This window comes from Georgenia daeguensis (assembly GCF_039537705.1).
In the GTDB taxonomy this organism is placed as follows: domain Bacteria; phylum Actinomycetota; class Actinomycetes; order Actinomycetales; family Actinomycetaceae; genus Georgenia; species Georgenia daeguensis.
This window is the reverse complement of sequence record NZ_BAABBA010000005.1, coordinates 1-18440: the sequence shown is the minus strand read 5'-3', so window position 1 is coordinate 18440 and position 18440 is coordinate 1. Positions and strand designations below refer to the sequence as shown.

Annotated in this window: 13 protein-coding genes and 1 pseudogene; 9 read left to right on the top strand and 5 right to left on the bottom strand. The window is 65.1% G+C overall.

The features are described 5' to 3' along the window. Positions 1-832: 832 nt before the first annotated feature. From ABD774_RS06250 to ABD774_RS06240, 3 genes are all read right to left on the bottom strand, one after another. Positions 833-2182, bottom strand: coding sequence for an O-antigen ligase family protein (locus ABD774_RS06250; protein WP_345038889.1), 1350 nt, complete (start codon positions 2180-2182; stop codon positions 833-835). A gap of 412 nt (positions 2183-2594) precedes the next feature. Continuing rightward, positions 2595-4409: a calcineurin-like phosphoesterase C-terminal domain-containing protein gene (locus tag ABD774_RS06245; protein WP_345039307.1), complete on the bottom strand. Its 1815-nt coding sequence runs from the start codon at positions 4407-4409 to the stop codon at positions 2595-2597. Positions 4410-4581: 172 nt separating this feature from the next. After that, positions 4582-6045 carry a tyrosine-protein kinase domain-containing protein gene (locus ABD774_RS06240; RefSeq protein ID WP_345038886.1) on the bottom strand — a complete coding sequence of 488 codons (1464 nt, stop codon included), beginning with the start codon at positions 6043-6045 and terminating at the stop codon, positions 4582-4584. A gap of 316 nt (positions 6046-6361) precedes the next feature. On the opposite strand from ABD774_RS06240, the gene ABD774_RS06235 reads away from it, so the two are divergent. The 3 genes from ABD774_RS06235 to ABD774_RS06225 all read left to right on the top strand — a co-directional run bounded on the left by ABD774_RS06235 (position 6362) and on the right by ABD774_RS06225 (position 8857). Further along, the gene (locus tag ABD774_RS06235) at positions 6362-7132 is read left to right on the top strand and encodes a class E sortase (RefSeq protein WP_345038884.1); all 771 of its coding nucleotides are present in this window, start codon (positions 6362-6364) and stop codon (positions 7130-7132) included. Beyond that, positions 7132-7287 (top strand): hypothetical protein, encoded by a 156-nt coding sequence (locus ABD774_RS06230; RefSeq protein ID WP_345038882.1) that lies wholly within the window; start codon positions 7132-7134, stop codon positions 7285-7287. The genes ABD774_RS06235 and ABD774_RS06230 overlap by 1 nt, the downstream gene beginning before the upstream one ends. Positions 7288-7384: 97 nt before the next feature. After that, on the top strand, positions 7385-8857 hold the full coding sequence (locus tag ABD774_RS06225; RefSeq protein ID WP_345038880.1) for an NCS2 family permease: 1473 nt from the start codon (positions 7385-7387) through the stop codon (positions 8855-8857). Between the two features lie 104 nt (positions 8858-8961). Here the strand turns inward: ABD774_RS06225 and ABD774_RS06220 are convergent, their stop codons facing one another. Then, complete coding sequence (locus tag ABD774_RS06220; protein ID WP_345038878.1) at positions 8962-9552, bottom strand: arsenate reductase/protein-tyrosine-phosphatase family protein; 591 nt, start codon at positions 9550-9552, stop codon at positions 8962-8964. Positions 9553-9827: 275 nt separating this feature from the next. Between ABD774_RS06220 and ABD774_RS06215 the strand changes: the two genes are divergently transcribed. From ABD774_RS06215 to ABD774_RS06195, 6 genes and pseudogenes are all read left to right on the top strand, one after another. Beyond that, positions 9828-11543, top strand: coding sequence for a DUF4012 domain-containing protein (locus ABD774_RS06215; protein WP_345038876.1), 1716 nt, complete (start codon positions 9828-9830; stop codon positions 11541-11543). Between the two features lie 57 nt (positions 11544-11600). Next, the gene (locus ABD774_RS06210; protein WP_345038874.1) at positions 11601-12122 is read left to right on the top strand and encodes an LPXTG cell wall anchor domain-containing protein; all 522 of its coding nucleotides are present in this window, start codon (positions 11601-11603) and stop codon (positions 12120-12122) included. A 59-nt stretch (positions 12123-12181) separates the two neighbouring features. Next, positions 12182-12670, top strand: a complete 489-nt coding sequence (locus ABD774_RS21665; protein ID WP_425554488.1) for a CAP domain-containing protein — start codon at positions 12182-12184, stop codon at positions 12668-12670. Between the two features lie 395 nt (positions 12671-13065). Then, entirely contained in the window at positions 13066-13833 is a 768-nt protein-coding gene (locus tag ABD774_RS06205; protein WP_345038871.1) for a glycosyltransferase, read from the top strand. Positions 13834-14683: 850 nt separating this feature from the next. Further along, positions 14684-15985, top strand: a complete 1302-nt coding sequence (locus tag ABD774_RS06200; protein WP_345038869.1) for a lipopolysaccharide biosynthesis protein — start codon at positions 14684-14686, stop codon at positions 15983-15985. A 485-nt stretch (positions 15986-16470) separates the two neighbouring features. Further along, positions 16471-17800 (top strand): annotated as a pseudogene (locus tag ABD774_RS06195) (IS1634 family transposase); the annotation flags it as partial. 191 nt (positions 17801-17991) lie between these two features. Here the strand turns inward: ABD774_RS06195 and ABD774_RS06190 are convergent. Then, the coding region (locus ABD774_RS06190) for a glycosyltransferase (protein ID WP_345038867.1) at positions 17992-18440 on the bottom strand (449 nt) is incomplete at its 5' end.

The following is an 18440-nucleotide window of genomic DNA, read 5'->3' as shown; positions in this document are numbered from 1 at the left end:
GTGACCCCGAAGGTGAGGGTCTCGGTCAACGTGCGGCCGTGGACGTCGGTCCTGCGCACTTCTGCGGTCTGGCGGCTGACGGCGAGGTCGGTCGGCAGTTCGAGGCGCCGCTGGAGCACCGTGCGGCCGGCGCGGCTTGCCGCCGTGGATTACGACGTCGACACCGGAGCCGGTGCTGCCCATCCAGTTCTCGAGCGCCGGTGTGGACCCGCGGTTGACAGGGTTCGCGGCGTACCACTTGTAGGAACTCGTACGTGTACTCGTACCCGTCCCGACTTACGCGGAGGTCCGATCCCTTCGGCGTCGAGGACCTGCCCTTCCCCACATCAGCTCCGGAGAAGTCTCGGTCGACTGGAGGCTGGTCCCTTCGGGCGAACCATCACGGGGCCGGTGGAGGTGGTGTGGGTTGTTCGTTGTGAGCCGCGGCCTGCTGCTGATGTGGCTGGCGGCCGGCGGCGCGATAGAACCGGCGTGCCGGCGGCGCGATAGGCGTAAGCGTGCACAACCGGACGGTCGAGCAGCACAGAGCACCGGGTAGCAGGAGCAGGAACGTAGCGTCAGACACGGGTCAGACTTCTCTACCTGTCGCACCTCTACGACACGAATGCGGAGCCCCCACGGCGCCCGGTGCCGTTTCGGCGCCGCTTCCGCTGGTCACGTCCGCGTGGCAGGTCGTGGAGGAGGAGGACCTGGATCCACCGACCGCTCGAGGACGGCACATCACCGCTCTTTACGCTGTAAACCGTAGTCGCTGGAACCGCCGATCAGCAAGTAATGTATACCGCCTCGCTCAACGAGATCGTCGACTACGTCGCCAGTACGCGCATTGAAGTTAGGCCCGTAGGCGATGTGCGGCAGGCGCTTGCCTTATTGGGGCTGATGTTGTCGGGGTGACTTGATCGTGGCTGAACAGGATTACCGCAAGAGACGTCCAGACGGCGAAGCCCAGGGTGCTGAGGTTCTGGAAGTCTGTCGCCACCTCCAGGAATGCCAGCGCGAGAAACCCCAGCACGAAGGCAGCAGGAAAAATATGGCCCCGGCTGAGGTACCTCTGTGATGCCTTCACCGCCGCAAGAACGACGATGACTAGCGCGCCGGCTCCGACGATCCCTGAAGTAGTGAGGAAATGGATGAACAGATTGTGGCCGTGGAATGCGAAGCTACCGAAGGCGGTGACGTAGCGGCCCGTGTCGGGGTAGAACGTCACGCCTCCGCCGAAGAGTGGGCTGCCAGCCCACGAGTCCCGGCTCGTCATCCAGATGCGGCCACGCTCGCTGTAAGCGTTTGGGTCCGTGGTGGTCAACGGGATCAGCACCAGGGTGGAAATTAGTAAGACGGCCGCCAATAGAAAGAATCCTCGCCTGGCCCGGCCTGTGCGCGGCAGGACGTACATTGCTACGAGAATCAGCGCTACCGAGAACTGAGCTGTGCGCGAGCCGGTGAGCCACGTAGCAGCGACCACTACGACGGTGGCGATGAACCTCCACCGACGGTTGGCAAACAACGCCACGGCGGGCAACCCAACCACCAATGCCATACCCAGCGTATTTGGGTGGTTGTACGGGCCAGCTAGGAGCTGATCAAGAGCGGCCTTCGCCCCCGTTGAAGGGGCAGATACGGCGCCAACCTCAGGTGCGAACTTCCACAGCACTAGGCTTCCCGCAGCCGTAACCGCCGTTAGTATGCCGACGATCCTCAGGTCCCGCAGAGGTGGACCGATTTTCCAGGCCACGAGGGCGAGGACCGGGAGCAGGACCAGCGTCATCGGCCCTATCGACTTACCGGCCGCCAGTGTGGCGAGTTGGCCCATAGCCCAGGGCGCAAGGAATAGGCACATGCGCCCCGCGCCAACCGCCGGGGGCCGTTCCTTCTCATGCAGGAGGGCAGCGGCACAGAAGAGGACGAACAGCATGGGCAGAAAACGCGCGGCCATGGCGGCTGGCGGGGCCAGCGTAGTAGAGGCCGAAATGTCTACCGGTGGTCTGCCGGCGATGACCAGATTCAGGAAACTCGGCACTACACCGTTTGCCCAGGCGATGACAACGAGGATCGGCATCCAAGGAACGTCGGGCCGGCGCTGCCCCCCTGCTTCCTTGCGTCGCTTGAGCGCTATCCCCACTAAGACCCCCACCCAGATCAGAGCACTGGCCACGCCAAGCGTTGCGAGGAAGAGGCGGTCCATGCCGTGCATCTTCCCACGCGACCGGATCCTGGCCGCCCCTCTGGTTCCGGCCCATGGCGCCAAGCCGCGTGACTCTCGCCATGTGAGCCGCCACGTCGCCCGGCGGAGCAGGACTGTGGCCATAGGCCGAGTGCCATGTGCCAGCCCTGCGAGTGTGCCCCCAGGAAGAGCCTCAACGGATAGTTTCGACGGTGACCTATAGCGACGCGGGGAGTCCGTGCTCAGATGCGGGGGATGCCAGGCTCAGCCCCGACCGTCATCAAGCGCAAATCAGCCGCGCGGGGCGAGATATGTCGGATTTCTTCGAATGACGAGATGTGCCCAGCTCGACGGCTCAGCACGCGAACCCTGACGGTCCGAGGACGGCGAAGGGGCGGAGTCGGCAGACCCCGCCCCTCCGATGTGCTGTGAGCTACTCGGTGACCTCGAAGGTGAGGGTCTCGGTGAAGGTGCGGCCGTGGACGTCGGTCGCGGTCACCTCGGCGGTGTGCTGGCCGACGGCGAGGTCGGCCGGCAGCTCGAGGCGCCACAGGTGCATCGAGCGGTCGGCGAGGCTGCCGCCGTGGACGAGCTGCTCCTGGACGGCGGCCGGGTCGGACCATTCGGCGCCGACGAGCTGGCCCTCGCCCTGCATCTGCTGGGTGCGGACCGCCTCGACCGGCTCGCCGCCGTCGATTGTGACGTCGACAGTGGAGCCGGTGGAGCCCATCCAGAAGTTGGTGGTCAGCCAGGTGGCGCCGGCGAGGTCGGCCTGGGAGACGGCGAGCGGGTTCTCGAACGCGGGCGCGGACCCGCGGCTGGTGCGGTACTGGGCGTACCAGTCGCGGTAGCGCGGGGTGTTCAGGCCCAGGGCCATCTGGTGGTCGCCGTCCTCACCGCGCACGGTGAAGCGCTCCTGGAAGGTGTTGTTCTTGATGTCGAGGGTGAGCACTCCAGGCCGGCCGCCGTCGCGCTGGATGGCGGTGGGGTAGCCCTCCTCCAGGAGGCGGCCGGAGTACCAGTCGCCGGAGATGGCGCCGGAGGTGATGTGGGTGAAGGGCAGGCCCTCGACGCCGAAGAGCTCGTTCCAGCCGGTGAGGCTGTCGCCCTCGCGGAGGTTCTCGATGCTGTGGGTGTGGCCGCCGACGGCGACGACCTCGCGGCCCTCGAGGATCTCGTAGATCTCCTGCACCTGGGCCACCTGGTGGCGGGCGGCGCCCTGGTCGGCGTAGTCGAGCAGCGGGATGTGGGAGGCGAGGACGATGAGCCGGTTCTCCGGCACCTGGGCGATGTCGTTGCGGAGCCACTCGAGCTGCTGGGCGTCCAGCGCGCCGGTGTATGAGGTGCCGGCCTTATACTCGACGGTGTTCAGGGCGACGACGTGGGCCTTGCCTGAGTCGTAGGAGTAGTACTCCGGGCCGAGCTTGGCGCGGAAGGTGTCGAACGTGTGCTCGCTCGTGGTGGCGTCGAAGTCGAGGTCGTGGTTGCCGGGCAGGAACCGTGCCGGGCCGTTGAGCATGCCGGCCAGCTCGCGGGTCTGCGGGTAGAGGGAGAGGTCGTCGCCGACGACGTCACCGATGAAGGTGACGCCGCAGCCGGCGTAGTCGGTGCGCTCGGCGAGGTCGGCGAACGCGCCGGCCCGGGCGAACTCGACCTCCTCGAGGTCGTAGGTCTGGATGTCGCCGCCGATGACACAGCTCTGGTCCGGGGACTGGGTGAGCGCGGACTGGGCGAGCGGGAAGTTCACCGCGTCCGGCAGCGGGCCGGTCGGGGCGATGCCGCCGTAGCGCAGCGCAGGGGAGCCCTCGGGCAGGTGGTGGTAGAAGAACTGGGCGACGTTGTCCTCGTCCACCGGCACCTGGTAGCCGCGGGGCTGGGTGACCGAGACGGTCATGTTGTCGAACGCCGGGAGCTCGTAGCGGCCCTGGCCGTCGGTCGTGGTGACGTCGCGGCCGTTCGTGACGGTCACCCCGGGCAGGCCCGGATCGCCCGAGTCCTGCACCGAGTTCTTGTTCTTGTCCTCGAAGACGACGCCGTCGATGCTCTCCGGGGTCTCGTCGGTGCCGGCGACGACCTCGACGCCGCCCCGGTAGGCCGTCTCGGCCCAGTTGGCAGGGTCAGCCGTGTCGACGGGCGCGGCGGTGGCGACGGCGGTGGAGAGCACCGCGCCGCACGCCGCGAGGGCGAGGGCGGTGGTGGTGAGGCGCAGCGGTCGGTGAAGTCGGGCGCTGGACGAGCGTTCGGGCACGTTCACGTATCGGGCTCCTGTCGGGATGCGACCGGTCCCCCTGACCGGCCGAACCTGACGATTCCAGCCGAGCGTGAACGGAATTAGGCACCAGGCCGACGCGGAGGTGGCTCCAAGGCGACGACTCGCCGAGGTGGAGATGAACCGGCGAAAACCCCGCCCGTCCGTACGTCTACTGCCTGCGGCTCTGCGCGGCGAGCGGCTTGCCCGGCCAGGTCGCACCCCGAGAACCCGACTCCATGCGCCGGCCGTTGCGGCGCCCGCCGCTGTCCCCGACCGTTTCGCCGGACGTGTACGACTCGTACGTGTACTCGTACCCGTCCCGGCCCTTCTGCTCGACCTTGTTGAGCACCAGACCGAGCATGCGAGCGCCGACGTTCTCCAGGTTGTCCAGCGACTCGCGCAGCTGTGCCTTGTGGATCCTGTCCGCGCCGGCCACCACGACGGCGCCGCCCGCGAGCTTGGTCAGCACCGCGGCGTCGGTGACGGGCAGCAGCGGGGGGCTGTCGATGAGCACCATGTCGTAGGACTGCGTCAGCGTGCCGAGCAGGGTGGCCATCGCCCGGGAGCCGAGCAGCTCGCTCGGGTTGGGCGGGATCTGCCCGGACGGTAGGACGTCGAGCGAGGTGTCGCGCCATGGCTGGACGACGTCACCAATCTCCGCGCGGCCGATGAGCACGGTCGTCAGGCCGACGCGGCCCTCGAGACCCATGTAGTCGGCGATGGACGGACGCCGGAGGTCCGCGTCCACGAGGACGACGCGTGCCCCCGAGTCGGCCAGGGCGACCGCCAGGTTGATCGCCGTCGTCGACTTCCCCTCACCCGGCACGGACGAGGTCACCACGATCGAGCCGGGCCGGTCCGCCAGGTCGACGAACTGCAGGTTGGTGCGCAGCCGGCGCACCGCCTCGGCCCGCTGGCCGGCCGGGTCGTCGTACATGAAGACGGGGTGCTCGACGCCCGCCGAGTCATAACCGATCGTTCCGATGACGGAGCTGTCGGTGACGGCGCTGATATCCTTCTCGTCGCGGACCTTGGTGTCGAGCATCTCGCGCAGAAGGGCGACGCCGACGCCGAGCATGAGTCCCAGCACCAGCCCCAGTACGAGGTTGCGGGTGATGTTTGGGGAGGACGGGTCGGCCGGGGCGGTGGCCGGAGTGGTGACCGTGGCACGGACCGCCTCGGCGCCGTCCTGACGTTCGGGAGAGAGCTCTCCGACGGCGACGGCCAGCTGCTTGGCGACCGCATTGGCGATCTGAGCCGCCTGCTCGGGCCGCTCGTCGGTAGCCGTGATGTCGAGGATCACCGTATCTGCAGGCACGGTGACGGTGAGGGCGTTGGCCAGTCCCTTCGGGGTGGTGTCGAGGCCGAGGTCGTCGATGACGGGCTCGAGGACCAGCGGAGCAGTCGCGACCTCGGCGTACGAGGTCATCTGCCGTTCCGTAAAAGTTGAGCCCTGGGCCAGATCAGAGACCGAGTCACCGCCTTCAACCGCGAAGAACATCCGGTTCGAGGCGCTGAACATTGGCGTCAGCATCAGCGTGACGGCGGCCGTCGCAGCAAGAGTGGCCAGCGCGATGGTCGCCACGCTGACCCAACGCTTGCGCAGGATGCTGATGTACTCGTTCAGTTCCACGGAGGGCCCCCAGGTTTGCAGACAACCAGGGGCCAGTCTCGCATAAGGGCCGTCATCCTCCGGAAGGCAACCGTCCGGTGGTCGTCGGCATTCCCGAACCGGTCGTCCCGCAAGTTGTCGGCGCGAAATGCGCCAAATGCGGACAGTCGTGGCGGGGATGTTCCTGCGTCTGCGAGGATGCCTGTATGGCCCGCAAGAAGATGTCCTACAGCGAACGCCAGCGCTACTGGCGCCGGGTGGAGTACGTCGCGTTCGGTGTCATGGTCGTCGCGACCGTCCTCCTGGTCGCCGCGCTGTTCATGTGACGCCCGGGCCCGTGAGCACCGACACCCTTGACGCCCCCGCCGGGCGGGCCGAACGGCGAAAGGGCACCCGGCGTCGTCGGCCGACTCTCGGTGCCCGCATCGCCGGGGTGGTCGGTGAACTTCTGCTCACCGCGGGTCTGCTGCTCGGCCTGTTCGTCGTGTGGCAGGTCTACTGGACCGACGTCGAGGTCGCCGGCGACCAGACCGCCGCGATCGACGAGATGCGGCAGCAGTTCGAGGCGCCGGCGGTGGAGGAGCCGGTCGAGCCCCGGACCGACGCGCCGCCGGTGATGGAGCCCGTGGGCGAGGGCGAAAGCCTCGCCATCCTGCACGTGCCGCGCTGGGGCGCGGACTACGAGGTGCCGATCCGCGAGGGCGTCGGCATGTGGGACGTCCTCAACACCGGCGCCGCAGGTCACTACCCGGGGACGGCGCTGCCCGGAGACGTGGGCAACTTCGCGCTGGCCGGGCACCGGCAGTCCTACGGCGCCGCCTTCGCGCACGTGGACAAGCTCCAGAACGGTGACCGAATCATCGTCGAGACCGCGCAGGCTTGGCTCGTGTACGAGGTCACCGACAACTATGTGGTCACGCCCGACGAGGTGGACGTGGTCGCGCCCGTGCCCGGCGACCCGGCGGCCGCACCCACCGAGCGGATGATCACCTTCACCACCTGCCACCCGCTGTGGAGCACGCGGGAACGGTGGATCACCCACGGGCAGTTCGTCGAGTGGATCCCACGCGGCGAGGGCGTGCCCGCCGACCTCGTGGAGGAGAGCTGATGTACGCGACGATCTGGCGGCTCCTGCCCGGGCCGCGGTGGCTCAAGGCGATCGAGGCGCTGGTGCTGGCGCTCGCCGTCGTGGCCGCGCTGTTCACATGGGTGTTCCCGTGGATAGCCCAGAACTACGGGATGTTCGAGACCACGGTCGGCTGACCAACCAGGAGGCGATTTCCCGGCGCGTGACTTTCCTCAACGCCACCGGCGAGATATTGGTTCCCACCACAGGGACGTTCTGCGACAATCCGCCCTTGTGAGCACTCCTGCGCAGAGCGCGCCCCCCAGGACTACTGACAGCTGGCTCGACCGGACCTTCCGGATCACCGAGCGCGGCTCGACCGTGGGCCGCGAGATCCGCGGCGGCCTCGTGACGTTCTTCGCAATGTCGTACATCCTCGTGGTCAACCCGCTGATCCTGTCCACGCCGGACTCCACCGGCGCGTTCCTCGGCGGCGGCTCCGAGCCGAACCTGCCCGCCGTGGCCGCGGGCACCGCGCTGGTGGCCGGCCTGATGTCGATCCTCATGGGCGCGGTGGCGAACTACCCGCTCGCCCTTGCGGCCGGCATGGGCATCAACGCCCTGCTCGCCTTCACCCTGGTGAACCTGCCCGGGATGACCTGGGCCGACGCCATGGGCCTGGTGGTCCTCGAGGGCCTCATCATCCTGATCCTGGTGCTCACCGGTCTGCGCGAGGCCGTGTTCAAGGCCGTCCCGCACTCGCTCAAGGTGGCCATCTCGGTGGGCATCGGCCTGTTCATCGCGCTCGTCGGCCTGGTGAACGCGGGCATCGTGCGCCCCGGTGGCACCCCGCTGCAGCTGGGCGTCAACGGCTCCCTCGTCGGCTGGCCGGCGGTCGTCTTCGTCGTCGGCCTGCTGCTCATCGCCTTCCTCATGGTCAAGGGCGTGCGCGGCGCGATCCTCATCGGCATCGTCGTGGCCGCCGTGCTGGCCGCGGTCATCGAGGCCGTCGCCAACGTCGGCGCGGCGAACCCGGAGACGAACGTCGGCGGCTGGGCGCTGACCGTCCCGACCCTGACCGGGTCCCCGGTCCAGGCCCCCGACTTCGGCACCCTGGGGGAGTTCTCGCTCTTCGGCGCCTTCGAGAAGCTCGGCCCGATCGCCGCGATCCTGCTGGTGTTCTCGATCATGCTGGCCGACTTCTTCGACACCATGGGCACGATGGTCGCCATCGGCGCCGAGGGAAACCTGCTCGACGAGGAGGGCAACCCGCCGCGGACCCGCTCCATCCTCGTGGTCGACTCGATCGCCGCGGCCGCCGGCGGCGCCGCCGGCGTCTCCTCCAACACCAGCTACATCGAGTCGGCCACGGGTGTCGGCGACGGCGCCCGCACCGGCCTGGCCTCGATCGTCACCGGCATCGCGTTCCTGCTGGCGACGTTCCTCTCCCCTCTCACCGCGTTCGTGCCCTACGAGGCGGCGACCCCGGCGCTGGTGATCGTCGGCTTCCTCATGATGATGCAGGTCGTCGAGATCCCGTGGCGCGACGCCGCCATCGCGATCCCCGCGTTCCTCACCATCGTCCTGATGCCCTTCGCCTACTCCATCACCGTCGGCATCGGCGCGGGCTTCATCGCCTACGTCGTCCTCTCCGCGGCACGGAAGGGCGGGGCGCGGACGGTCCACCCGCTCATGTGGATCGTGGCGCTGCTGTTCGTCGTCTACTTCGCCATCGGCCCGATCGAGGAGGCGCTCGGCCTGCGCTGACGCGCCTCGAACGAGCAGCCCCCGGCTATGCGGCCGGGGGCTGCTGTGTTTCTCCGGTGCCGTGCATCGAAGCCACGGCGGCTTCCGTCGTCGGGACTGAGGGATCAGAGCCGAAGCGCGATCTGAGCGATGGTGCGCACGGCGGGGAGGAGCTGGTCGAAGGACTTCTGGTACACGGACTGCTCGCGCCGGTAGGGGTCGACGACGTCGTCCAACTCCGGGGCCACAGCGGAGCGGCGCGCGGCGGCCAGCGGGATGAGCGCGTCGAGCCGGGAGGCGGACGTCGCGGCGGCCCCACCCGCCCGGGCCTCGAGCTCGTCCCGGTCGACCTCGGACGCAAGGCGGGCGAACTCGCGCAGCGTGAACGTGCGTCGCACCACCGCAGGCGCGAGGTCCACCACCTGCGCGCGGTGGTCGCGCGTCAGCGGGAGCACGAGGTCGGCGCCGCGGAGCATCTGCTCCGTGACCCGGCGCGCGGCGAAGCCGTCCGGGTCGACGTCCACCCCGCGCAGCAGGTCAGCCATCGGGCCGTGCACCGGCTGACCGATGAGCGCCCCGGTGCCCGCGCTGGCGACATCGACTCCGCTGTTCCTCCCGAAGGCCGCGCGAAAGAGGTGCTCGACTGCGGGGGAGCGGCAAATGTTGCCCGTGCACACCGTTAGAACGGTGAAGTTGTCGCCTGATCGGTATGCCATGCGCGTCCCCGCCTTCATCTGAACGTTCAGCTGTCCACGGTATTGCTGGCTGTGGGTGCTCACGCGGACCTCACCTAGTATCGGGGCCTATGCGCCCTGGAACCTCATTCGATCCAGCACGCCCGGACATGGGCTCGCATTCCGCAGAGCGGGGGCCGTGGCGGCGGCACGGTGAGGGACGCGTGACTGGCCCGCAAAGATCGCGCCATGCGTCAAGGCCAAGACGTCGGAGGCTGAACCCAGTCATTGGAGCGTTGGGCGGCGTACTGGGCGGCGTGACGGTGGTCGTCGTCATTGTCGGGGCTGCTCTGGTGCTAGATGTGCGTACTGCGCACGCCGAGCTGCGGATGGCAGCGGACCAGGTACGCACACTGCAGGCGCAGGTGGAAGCTGGGGACCGAGAGGGCGCTGCGGCAACCGCAATGGAATTACCGGAGCACACGGCGAAGGCGCGACAGGCGACTTATGGTCCGCATTGGACGCTCTTGGGCAAGGTGCCCGGGCTCGGCGTGAACGTCCATGCTGTTCAGACGGTGAGCGCAGTAGTGGACGACATCGCCGCTGGCGCACTGAGCGATCTCATCGAGGCCGTTCAGGTTGTTGATCCGTCCCGGATGGCGCCCGTGGAAGGCCGCATCGCCCTTGCCCCGATCGTAGACGTTGCCCCGCAGGTCGTCAGGGCGGACGAGACCGTCCAGTCGGCACGGTCCACCCTGGAGGGCGTCGATTCCAATGCGCTCGCGGAGCAACTGCGCGGGCCGGTGGCCGAACTCACCGGCCAGGTCGACGCCATCGCCTCGATCACCGCCACCGCATCCCGCGCGGTTCGCCTGATCCCTCCGATGCTGGGCTCCGAAGGCCCTCGCGAGTACTTGTTGCTGGTGCAGAACAACGCGGAACCCCGTGCGACGGGTGGCATCCCTGGAGCAGTGGTATTGCTGCGCGCTGACCAGGGTGCCATCGAGCTGGTTGAGCAGCGGCCGGCATCCTCGTTCGGTCCGTTCGACGAACCCGTAGTCGAGGTCACCAACGTCGAGCGTGCCATGTTCGGCACCCAGCTCGGCCGGTACATGCAGGACGTGACCTTCACGCCAGACTTCCCCCGAAGTGCCGAAATTGCGGGAGAGATGTGGCGTCGAGAAGTCGGCACTGACGTGGACGGCGTGCTGTCCATCGACCCGGTCGCGCTGCAGACGCTGCTACAGGCGACGGGTCCGGTCGTGCTCGTCAACGGCCAGGAACTAACGTCGGAAAATGCAGCCGAGATACTGCTGAATCAGGTCTATCTCGAACTCGAGACTCCGTCGGCACAGGACAAATTCTTCGCGATGGCGGCCGGAACTATCTTCAGTTCGGTGATGAGCGGCGCTGCCGATCCCGCGTCGATGGTGGGCCTCCTCGATCAGGTCGCCGAGGAAGGGCGTCTCATGATGTGGTCCGCGCACGCACGTGAGCAGGCCTTGCTCGCTGGGACGACGCTGAGCGGAGAACTCCGTGGAAGCACCCGTGGCGCACCGGTGGTGGGTGTGTACGTCAACGACCGCAGCGCGGCCAAGATCGGCTACTACCAAGATGTGAGAGCTGAGATCGAAGCCAACACATGCCGCGGGGACGGATCACGAGTGTTTACACTCGTTGTCACGGTGTCGTCCTCTGTGCCGGAGAACTACATCGAACTTCCGGCGTACCTGACCGGCGGTGGACAGACGGTGCCCGTGGGGAACATCCGGTCCGACGTGCTGGTCTACGCCCCTACGGGAGGGCGCATCCTCGGCGCCCGCTCCAGCGACGAAGCAACTAGCTACACCCCACGTCTGCACAACGGACTTTCCATGGGCACCCACAAACTGGAGCTCTTACCGCAGCAGTCTGTCACGTTCGAGTACGACATCGAGACGGGGCCCAACCAAGCGGGGACGCCGCTGGTGCGCATGACGCCAGGACCAAAAGATGGTCAGTTCTTGCCGCTGGCTTCCCCTTGCAGGAGTTGATTGGTACCGTTTCGGACGACAGCCAGTTCTTGTCGCACTCCACTGGGGGAACACATCATGATTCGACGCGCGCTCAGCACGACCGCGGCCACCGCGGCCATCATCCTCGCGCCAACTGCCGCTCTTGCTTACCCGGACGACCCCTACGAGGTGGACGTCCCCGGCTCCGTTGCGCAGGGCGTGCCCTTCGACATCAACCTTGAGGGTCCGAACGAGAACGCGCTCTTCGGTCTCACCATCGCTTCGGCGAACGTGCCCAACTCCGCAATTGAGATCGCCGGCTCACAGACGATGGAGAAGCCGACCGTAGGCGGTGCTGCCACTTTCAGCGTCACGCTGAACGAGGAAGCTGTCTACACCATCACCGCCGTTGACCAGAACGGCGACGTGGTTGAGGAGTCGACCGTCACGGTTGGCGACCCCGCCACGAGTGCGGGTGCGGGGAGTGACAACTCCGAGGATGCCGCTGCGCTACCCGACACCGGTGCCACGAGTACCCCGCTCGTCGTTGGCGCCGCAGCCCTACTCGCGGCCGGAGCCGGTGTTCTCGTCTTTGCCCGGCGACAGACGCAGGCCTGAAGACGTCCAAGCGAGTACACGGAAGGCCCCCACGCATCTCGTGGGGGCCTTGCCGTAATATGCGAACCCTGACGATTCGGCTATCGCTACTTCTTCTGGTGGCCTGCTGTGTGGTCGTGACAAGCAGTTGCGCGGCACCGGCTGAACCGGCTTTATCGCGGGGAGGCACATATGACCCGCGCCCGTACGCCGAGCAGCTATATGCGTTAACGAACGAAAAACGGGCCGCCGAGGGGATCGAGCGTCTTAAGTGGTCTCCGTGTGCAGCGGCCGCCGCAACCGCCAGGGCTTCCCAACTTGTCGGCTACGAGTTGAGCCATGCGCCGATGGGCCCGGTATTGAACGATTGCTCAGCTCAACGGGCCGGCGAAAATCTCGTTGATAGTGCTGCCGCCGCTGAGTTGGTCGTCGAAGCCTGGATGAATTCTCCCGGGCATCGAAACAATATCGTCGATACCGCCTTCTCGCACCTCGGTGTCGGATGCGCTCGGCACGGCGAGCAATTACTGTGTGCGCAGATATATCTTGAAATGAATAGGCCAGCCTAACAAGTTGTATTACGCCCGACCATGCGCCTGCCCTTCTTGTGAGCCTCTGTTCCCCTATGTGTCCTCCCGTACATACGCACAGCAACAAAGTTGCACACGTTCGCGCGGTAGCCGGGAACGGTGCTTTTGTGTTCACCACTAACCAACCGGTTCTGACGCGTAACGTCGAAGTTCCGTGTTGTGCCTGGGACCAAGGCCATAGCTACCGCAGCGACACGGTGCAATGCGCACGATCAAACTCTAGTAGACTTATAACGTGCGCCCTTATCTCCCCGCCTACCGCGGCATGCTCGGCGTTTACCGTTCTGGGTGTTCGTGGAAGTCCGCCAAAAAATGATGCCGGCTAGCACCGGTGTGACCCCGTACTTGCGGTAGTGAACAATAGGAGACGCAAGATGCGTTATGACGAAGACGCACCGGTACAGCCGCATCTTGGCCAGTCGCCAACTTTGAGTATCGTGACTGTCACCTTCGACAATGACGAAGGCCTCGCAAGAACCCTAAGTTCACTGCGTTTTCTCCGAGGGATCCCATTTGAAGTTGTGGTCATTGACGGCGCATCATTGCAAAGCACTGCCGAGCTAATCGCAGAAACCGGCGTCGAAGAGATCACCCTAATTCAGGAACCGGACGGTGGGCCCTACTTCGCGATGAACAAGGGTCTCGATGCCGCTTCAGGCGCATGGATCTGGTTCCTGAACGCCGGTGACGAAGTAGCGCCACAAATTTCCCCCGGAAGGCTCGTGGAACTTTTCAATGAGCATAAGTCGTCCGTGCTGCTCGGTATCGCATTGCGTCCCGACGCTACGACGGCTTGGCAATACAATCTGGGGGAGGTGCTTCGAGGATACTCGGCACCTTGCCATCAGGCGACCATAATAGATCGAGCGCTCTGCAATTCTCGTTCTTTCGATACGCGATACAAAGTGTCCGCCGATTACGATTTCCTGTTGTCCGTTGCCGAAGAAGCTCCTGTAGCACCAATCGACATGCCCCTTTGTCTATATGAGGCGGGGGGCATGTCAGAACGGCTGCGCGGCCGCCTCGAACTTGAGACGTTACTGATACGCCTGCGCCACGGCATCCAGCCTCTGAGGGCACTTCCCGCGGACATTCTCCGCGTTCCGTGGCGAGCACTGCGGAACTGGAGAAGGCGTCGATGACGTTGCGGTAAGAAGTCGGTCCATTTTAAAGGAGAACCCTTGTCTTCATATTCCCCGTTGGTAGCAACCACGACACGGGGCGATAGAGACCTCACCACTCTGGCTCGAGCCATGGAATCAGAGGGGTTACTGAACAGATGGCGCGTTTTCGTACCCGAGAAGCGTGTCGGAAAATTCATTGCACCGCCCCCCTGTGTAGTTCCTATAGTTTGCACAGGTTATGCAAGCAGTAGAAACGCGGCACTTACGTATGCGATTGAGAATAGTTACAGTCACATTATCTTCATAGATGACGACGAGTTGCCGGTTGCGGGGTGGTCCGCCGCGTTCCGTAGCTATTGGGAGTCTCATACAGATGTCCAGGTGTTGCTCGGTCCGGTCTATGAAGTTGCCTTGGGGAAGTCAGATGCTTCCGCGGAGGACATAAGGCCGCCGGAGGCGCTTCCGATCAACTCGGGGCCTTACCCAAAGCCCGCCTACTCGGGCAATACCTGCCTGAGCGTGCAATTCATAAAGAACCACGGTCTTAGGTTCGACCCGGCGCTAGATGACATCGGCGGTGAAGACACTCGGTTCTTCTCGCAGCTTAGCGCATTGGGTGCGGAGACTCACTTCGTTCGCGAAGCGTTCGCCTTCGAATTTGCCGACCATGACCGCCGGGCCATCTCTTCCCGATGGAACGCGGGGCGGTCCATGTCGAAGCGAAGGCGTGCCCTTGGGCCGCCCTATTTCACGCCGGGACTTACTCGAGGAAAAGCGTTCTTGATAGGAGTTGCTTATCTGCTAAGGGGCATTCTTTCAATGGACCGCAGGCTCTTAGCGAAGGCTGCCTTTCGGTTAGGACTGGCTGTTGGTTAAAGCCGAGGAATCCTTAACTCGTCGGCTAGTCTCGACCGGACTGAGCCGAATCGGCCTACTTCCCGTATCGGTCGGCGCTACGCTCCTAGCTCAAGGCCTGGCGATTGACGCGGTGGGTGTCACGCAGTTCGGAGTGATCTCCCTCGTGACAACCATGCCACAGTTGCTCACGTTCTTGGACTTCGGCATTGGCACGGCTCTGATTAATGGCTTTGCTCGAGGCGACAGGCCCTCGGCGCGGCGTCAAACTCGTGTTGCATTGGCGATTCTGGGGATTGTCGCCTTCCTCGTTCTTCTGACAGGTGTCGCGCTGCAACTGACCGTGGGCTGGAGGAAGCTACTTGGTTCCGACATATTTCTGTATGGCTATTGGCCCCCCCTCCTGTTCCTGTTGATGTTCGCCTGCTCCATTCCATTCGGATTGGGCGCAAGGATTCTAACCGGATTGGGTAGAGTCGCTCTAGCGACGATACTGCAGACGATTTTCCCGCTAATGAACCTGGCATGTGCGATCGCGGGATACTTCGGTTCTCAGCCTGGCCTCTTCATTATCGGTCCTGCATGCGCACAGCTGGCGGTCGCGATCCTCACATTCGTCGTCGCGACTCGAATCGCCGGATTCAAAGGCAATACCTCACTCTCGCCAACGTTCGGTACTGCCGCGGACAGATTGGGAATCTTCCAGACTGCTTGGCCGATGCTGATCACTATGATGGGCGTACCTGTCGCGCTTCAAAGCCACAGAATAGCTCTCTCACACATGGCCAGTGCTGAAGCATTGGGAGTGTATGCCGTGGCTATGGTGTTTTACGCCCCGGCCATGAGTCTGGTGAATCAAGTCCTCAGTAACCTTTGGCCTCACTTCGCGGGAATCGCTTCCAAACAAGGCGAATTCGTCGCAAACACACATTTCTGGAGCATATTCAGAAAGAGTGCCTTCATGCTTGTGCTCTATGCTGCAGTGTTTTTTGTGTTGGCGCCGGTTGGAGTTCAGGTACTAAGTGAAGTATCTGTTCCCCGCCACCTTTGGGCTGCGATGGCAGTGCTAATCCTAATCCAAGGCCTACAGGCCGTCCCTGGCATGTACCTCACTGATGCACGAGGGTTGCGCTTTCAGGCGGTAAGCGTGTCACTGATGTGCCTTACGGCGCTCGCTCTGATGCTAGTACTCACGCCTATGATGGGAGCGGTTGGGCCCGTTCTGTCGTCCGTGTTAGCTGTCATATTGGCCCAACTCATCCCAGAACTACTTCTCCTTGGTCCGTTTATGCGATGGAAGCGGGCACGTCAGTGAACTTCGGGATTAGACGCGATCCGTGACCCAGGTCGCTCCGCGCCGTGCGATTGTTGCGGGTATCCCGGGCAGTGCGCTTCGCGGAACGCCTTGGTAATTTTGTGTCCCCAACCCCACCACGCAATCGTTAGGTACCTGGCGTCCCTTCAACAATCTAACATCTCCACCGGATCCACACACGGTCACCGCACATTACGTCTGTCGCGGGGTTTATGCGTTCGTTCTGTGCGTTTATAATAGAGTGGCTGTTGCCGGTACGGATTTCGATGTTGTTCTCGAGGGGCACCCGCGTCCGACCTGAGTTGGCTCACGGGTCGGGGTTCGAGGGTCGGCACCTCCCGGGAGCTCCTGGCGAAACCCCGCCCAGGAGGTGTCGGATCTCGGCCTCGCCGCGGCGCCGCCGGTGACGCCGCTCGCCCCGCCTGCCCGTGCGCCCGGGCCGTTCGACCCGCCGCAGCCGGCGCCGGACCTTGGGCCGGGACGGACCCGGCCGGGTCGTCTCCACCGACAGTCGGGTCCTGTTCGAGGCCCTTCGTGCGGTGTTCGCCGCGTTGGGGTTCGACGGCGTCGGTGACGAGGTTGTTCCGGGACCTGGTCGTCGCCCGGGTCGTGGAGCCGACCTCGCTGCTCGATGCCGGGCGGGTGCTCCTGGACCTGGGCCGGACCCCCGCCAGCTACGCGACGATGAAACGCACCCTGGCCCGGGCCGCGGCCGGCAGCTACCGCGACCAGATCGCCACGGCCTGCTTCCGGCACGCCGTGACCAGCGGCGACGTCTCCCTGTGCCTCTACGACGTGACCACGTTGTACTTCGAGGCCGAGAAGGAGGACGACCTGGGCAAGGTCGGCTACTCCAAGGAACGCCGCGTCGACCCGCAGATCGTCGTCTGGCTGCTCGTCGACCGGCAAGGGTTCCCCCTCGATATCGGCTGCTGGAAGGGCAACACCGCCGAGCAGACCACGGTCATCCCGATCGTCCGGGCGTTCCAGGCCCGCCACGGCATCGAGGACATGGTCGTCGTCGCCGACGCCGGCATGCTCTCGGCCGAGAACCTGCGCCAGCTCGACGAGGCGAACCTGCGCTTCATCGTCGGCTCCCGGGTGAGCAAGGCCCGATGGACCTCGCCTCGCACTTCCGCTGGCACGGCGACGCCTTCACCGACGGCCAGGTCATCGACACCATCACCCCGCGGACCGGGCGCAGGAGCGAGAACGAGACCGCGGTGCGGGCCGAACCCGTCTGGGACCGTCAGCAGCATCCCGGCTCCTGGCGGGCGGTCTGGGCCTACTCGGGCAAGCGGGCCGCGCGGGACGCCAAGACGCTCACCCTGCAGGAGAACAAGGCCCGCGCGGTCATCGCCGGGGAGAAGGCCGCCCGCTCCCCACGCTTCGTCAAGACCAGCGGCGACTCACGCACTCTGGACGAGACCGCCCTGGCCAGGGCCCGGCACCTGGTCGGGCTGAAGGGCTACGTCAGCAACATCCCGGCCCACCTCATGCCGGCCGCAGAGGTCATCAGGCTCCTACCACGAGCACGTGGAGCAATCCTTCCGGATGAGCAAGACCGACCTGCGCGCCCGGCCCATGTTCCACCGCACCCGCGACGCGATCGAGACCCACCTGACCATCGTCTTCACCGCCCTGGCCGTCAGCCGCGAGGTCCAGACCCGCACCGGGCTCGCGATCCGCAAGGTGATCCGTCAGCTCCGGCCACTGCGCTCCGCGATCATCGCAATCAACGCCACCACCCACACCTTCGCCCCCGAGATCCCCGACGACAAACAAGCCATCCTCGACGCTATCCACGGGGCGTGACTCACGCACTAAGCGATTGAGCCAACTCAGGAGGGGACGACCCCGGGCACGGCTCGCGACCCCGACAATGCGTCACTCCATACCGTCTAGGGAAGCAGCGTGCCGCTGCATACCGAGGGGGATCGCTGCGCGGTACAAGGCCTGACAGACTGCCGTTAGCCGCCAATTCACCAACCTCGTTCGGTCGTACATCAGATGAGCAGGGCAATTACGGCGTCTTCCATACCGGCGGCCATTGCCTCGGCCGAGTACTTCCGGCGCGCCGATTCGGAAATGGCGAACCGTCTAGAAGCGTAATGTTTTCGAGCGGCCATCATTTGCGCCAGTGTATCTGCTAAGGAATCCGCTGAACCGCTCTTGAATCGACGACTGTTTTCTCCATTGAGAGCTTCCACTTCGGGCGCATGGGGTTCGTCGTCTGCCCAAACCATCGGGACGCCGAAGCCAATCGATTGTGTTGCGGAAAGCCCGACGTATCCCGGGGAAACTGAGCAAAGGCAGCCTTCGTAATGTGGCTCTTCGCAGTTGACGGTGTAGCGGTGGTGGGCGCGTCGGTCGCCGGATAGGGGTCGAGGTCTTCCGATGATGGGAGTTCTGACGCTGCCCATCTGGAAGACCTCGACGTGCCCGACGCTACCTT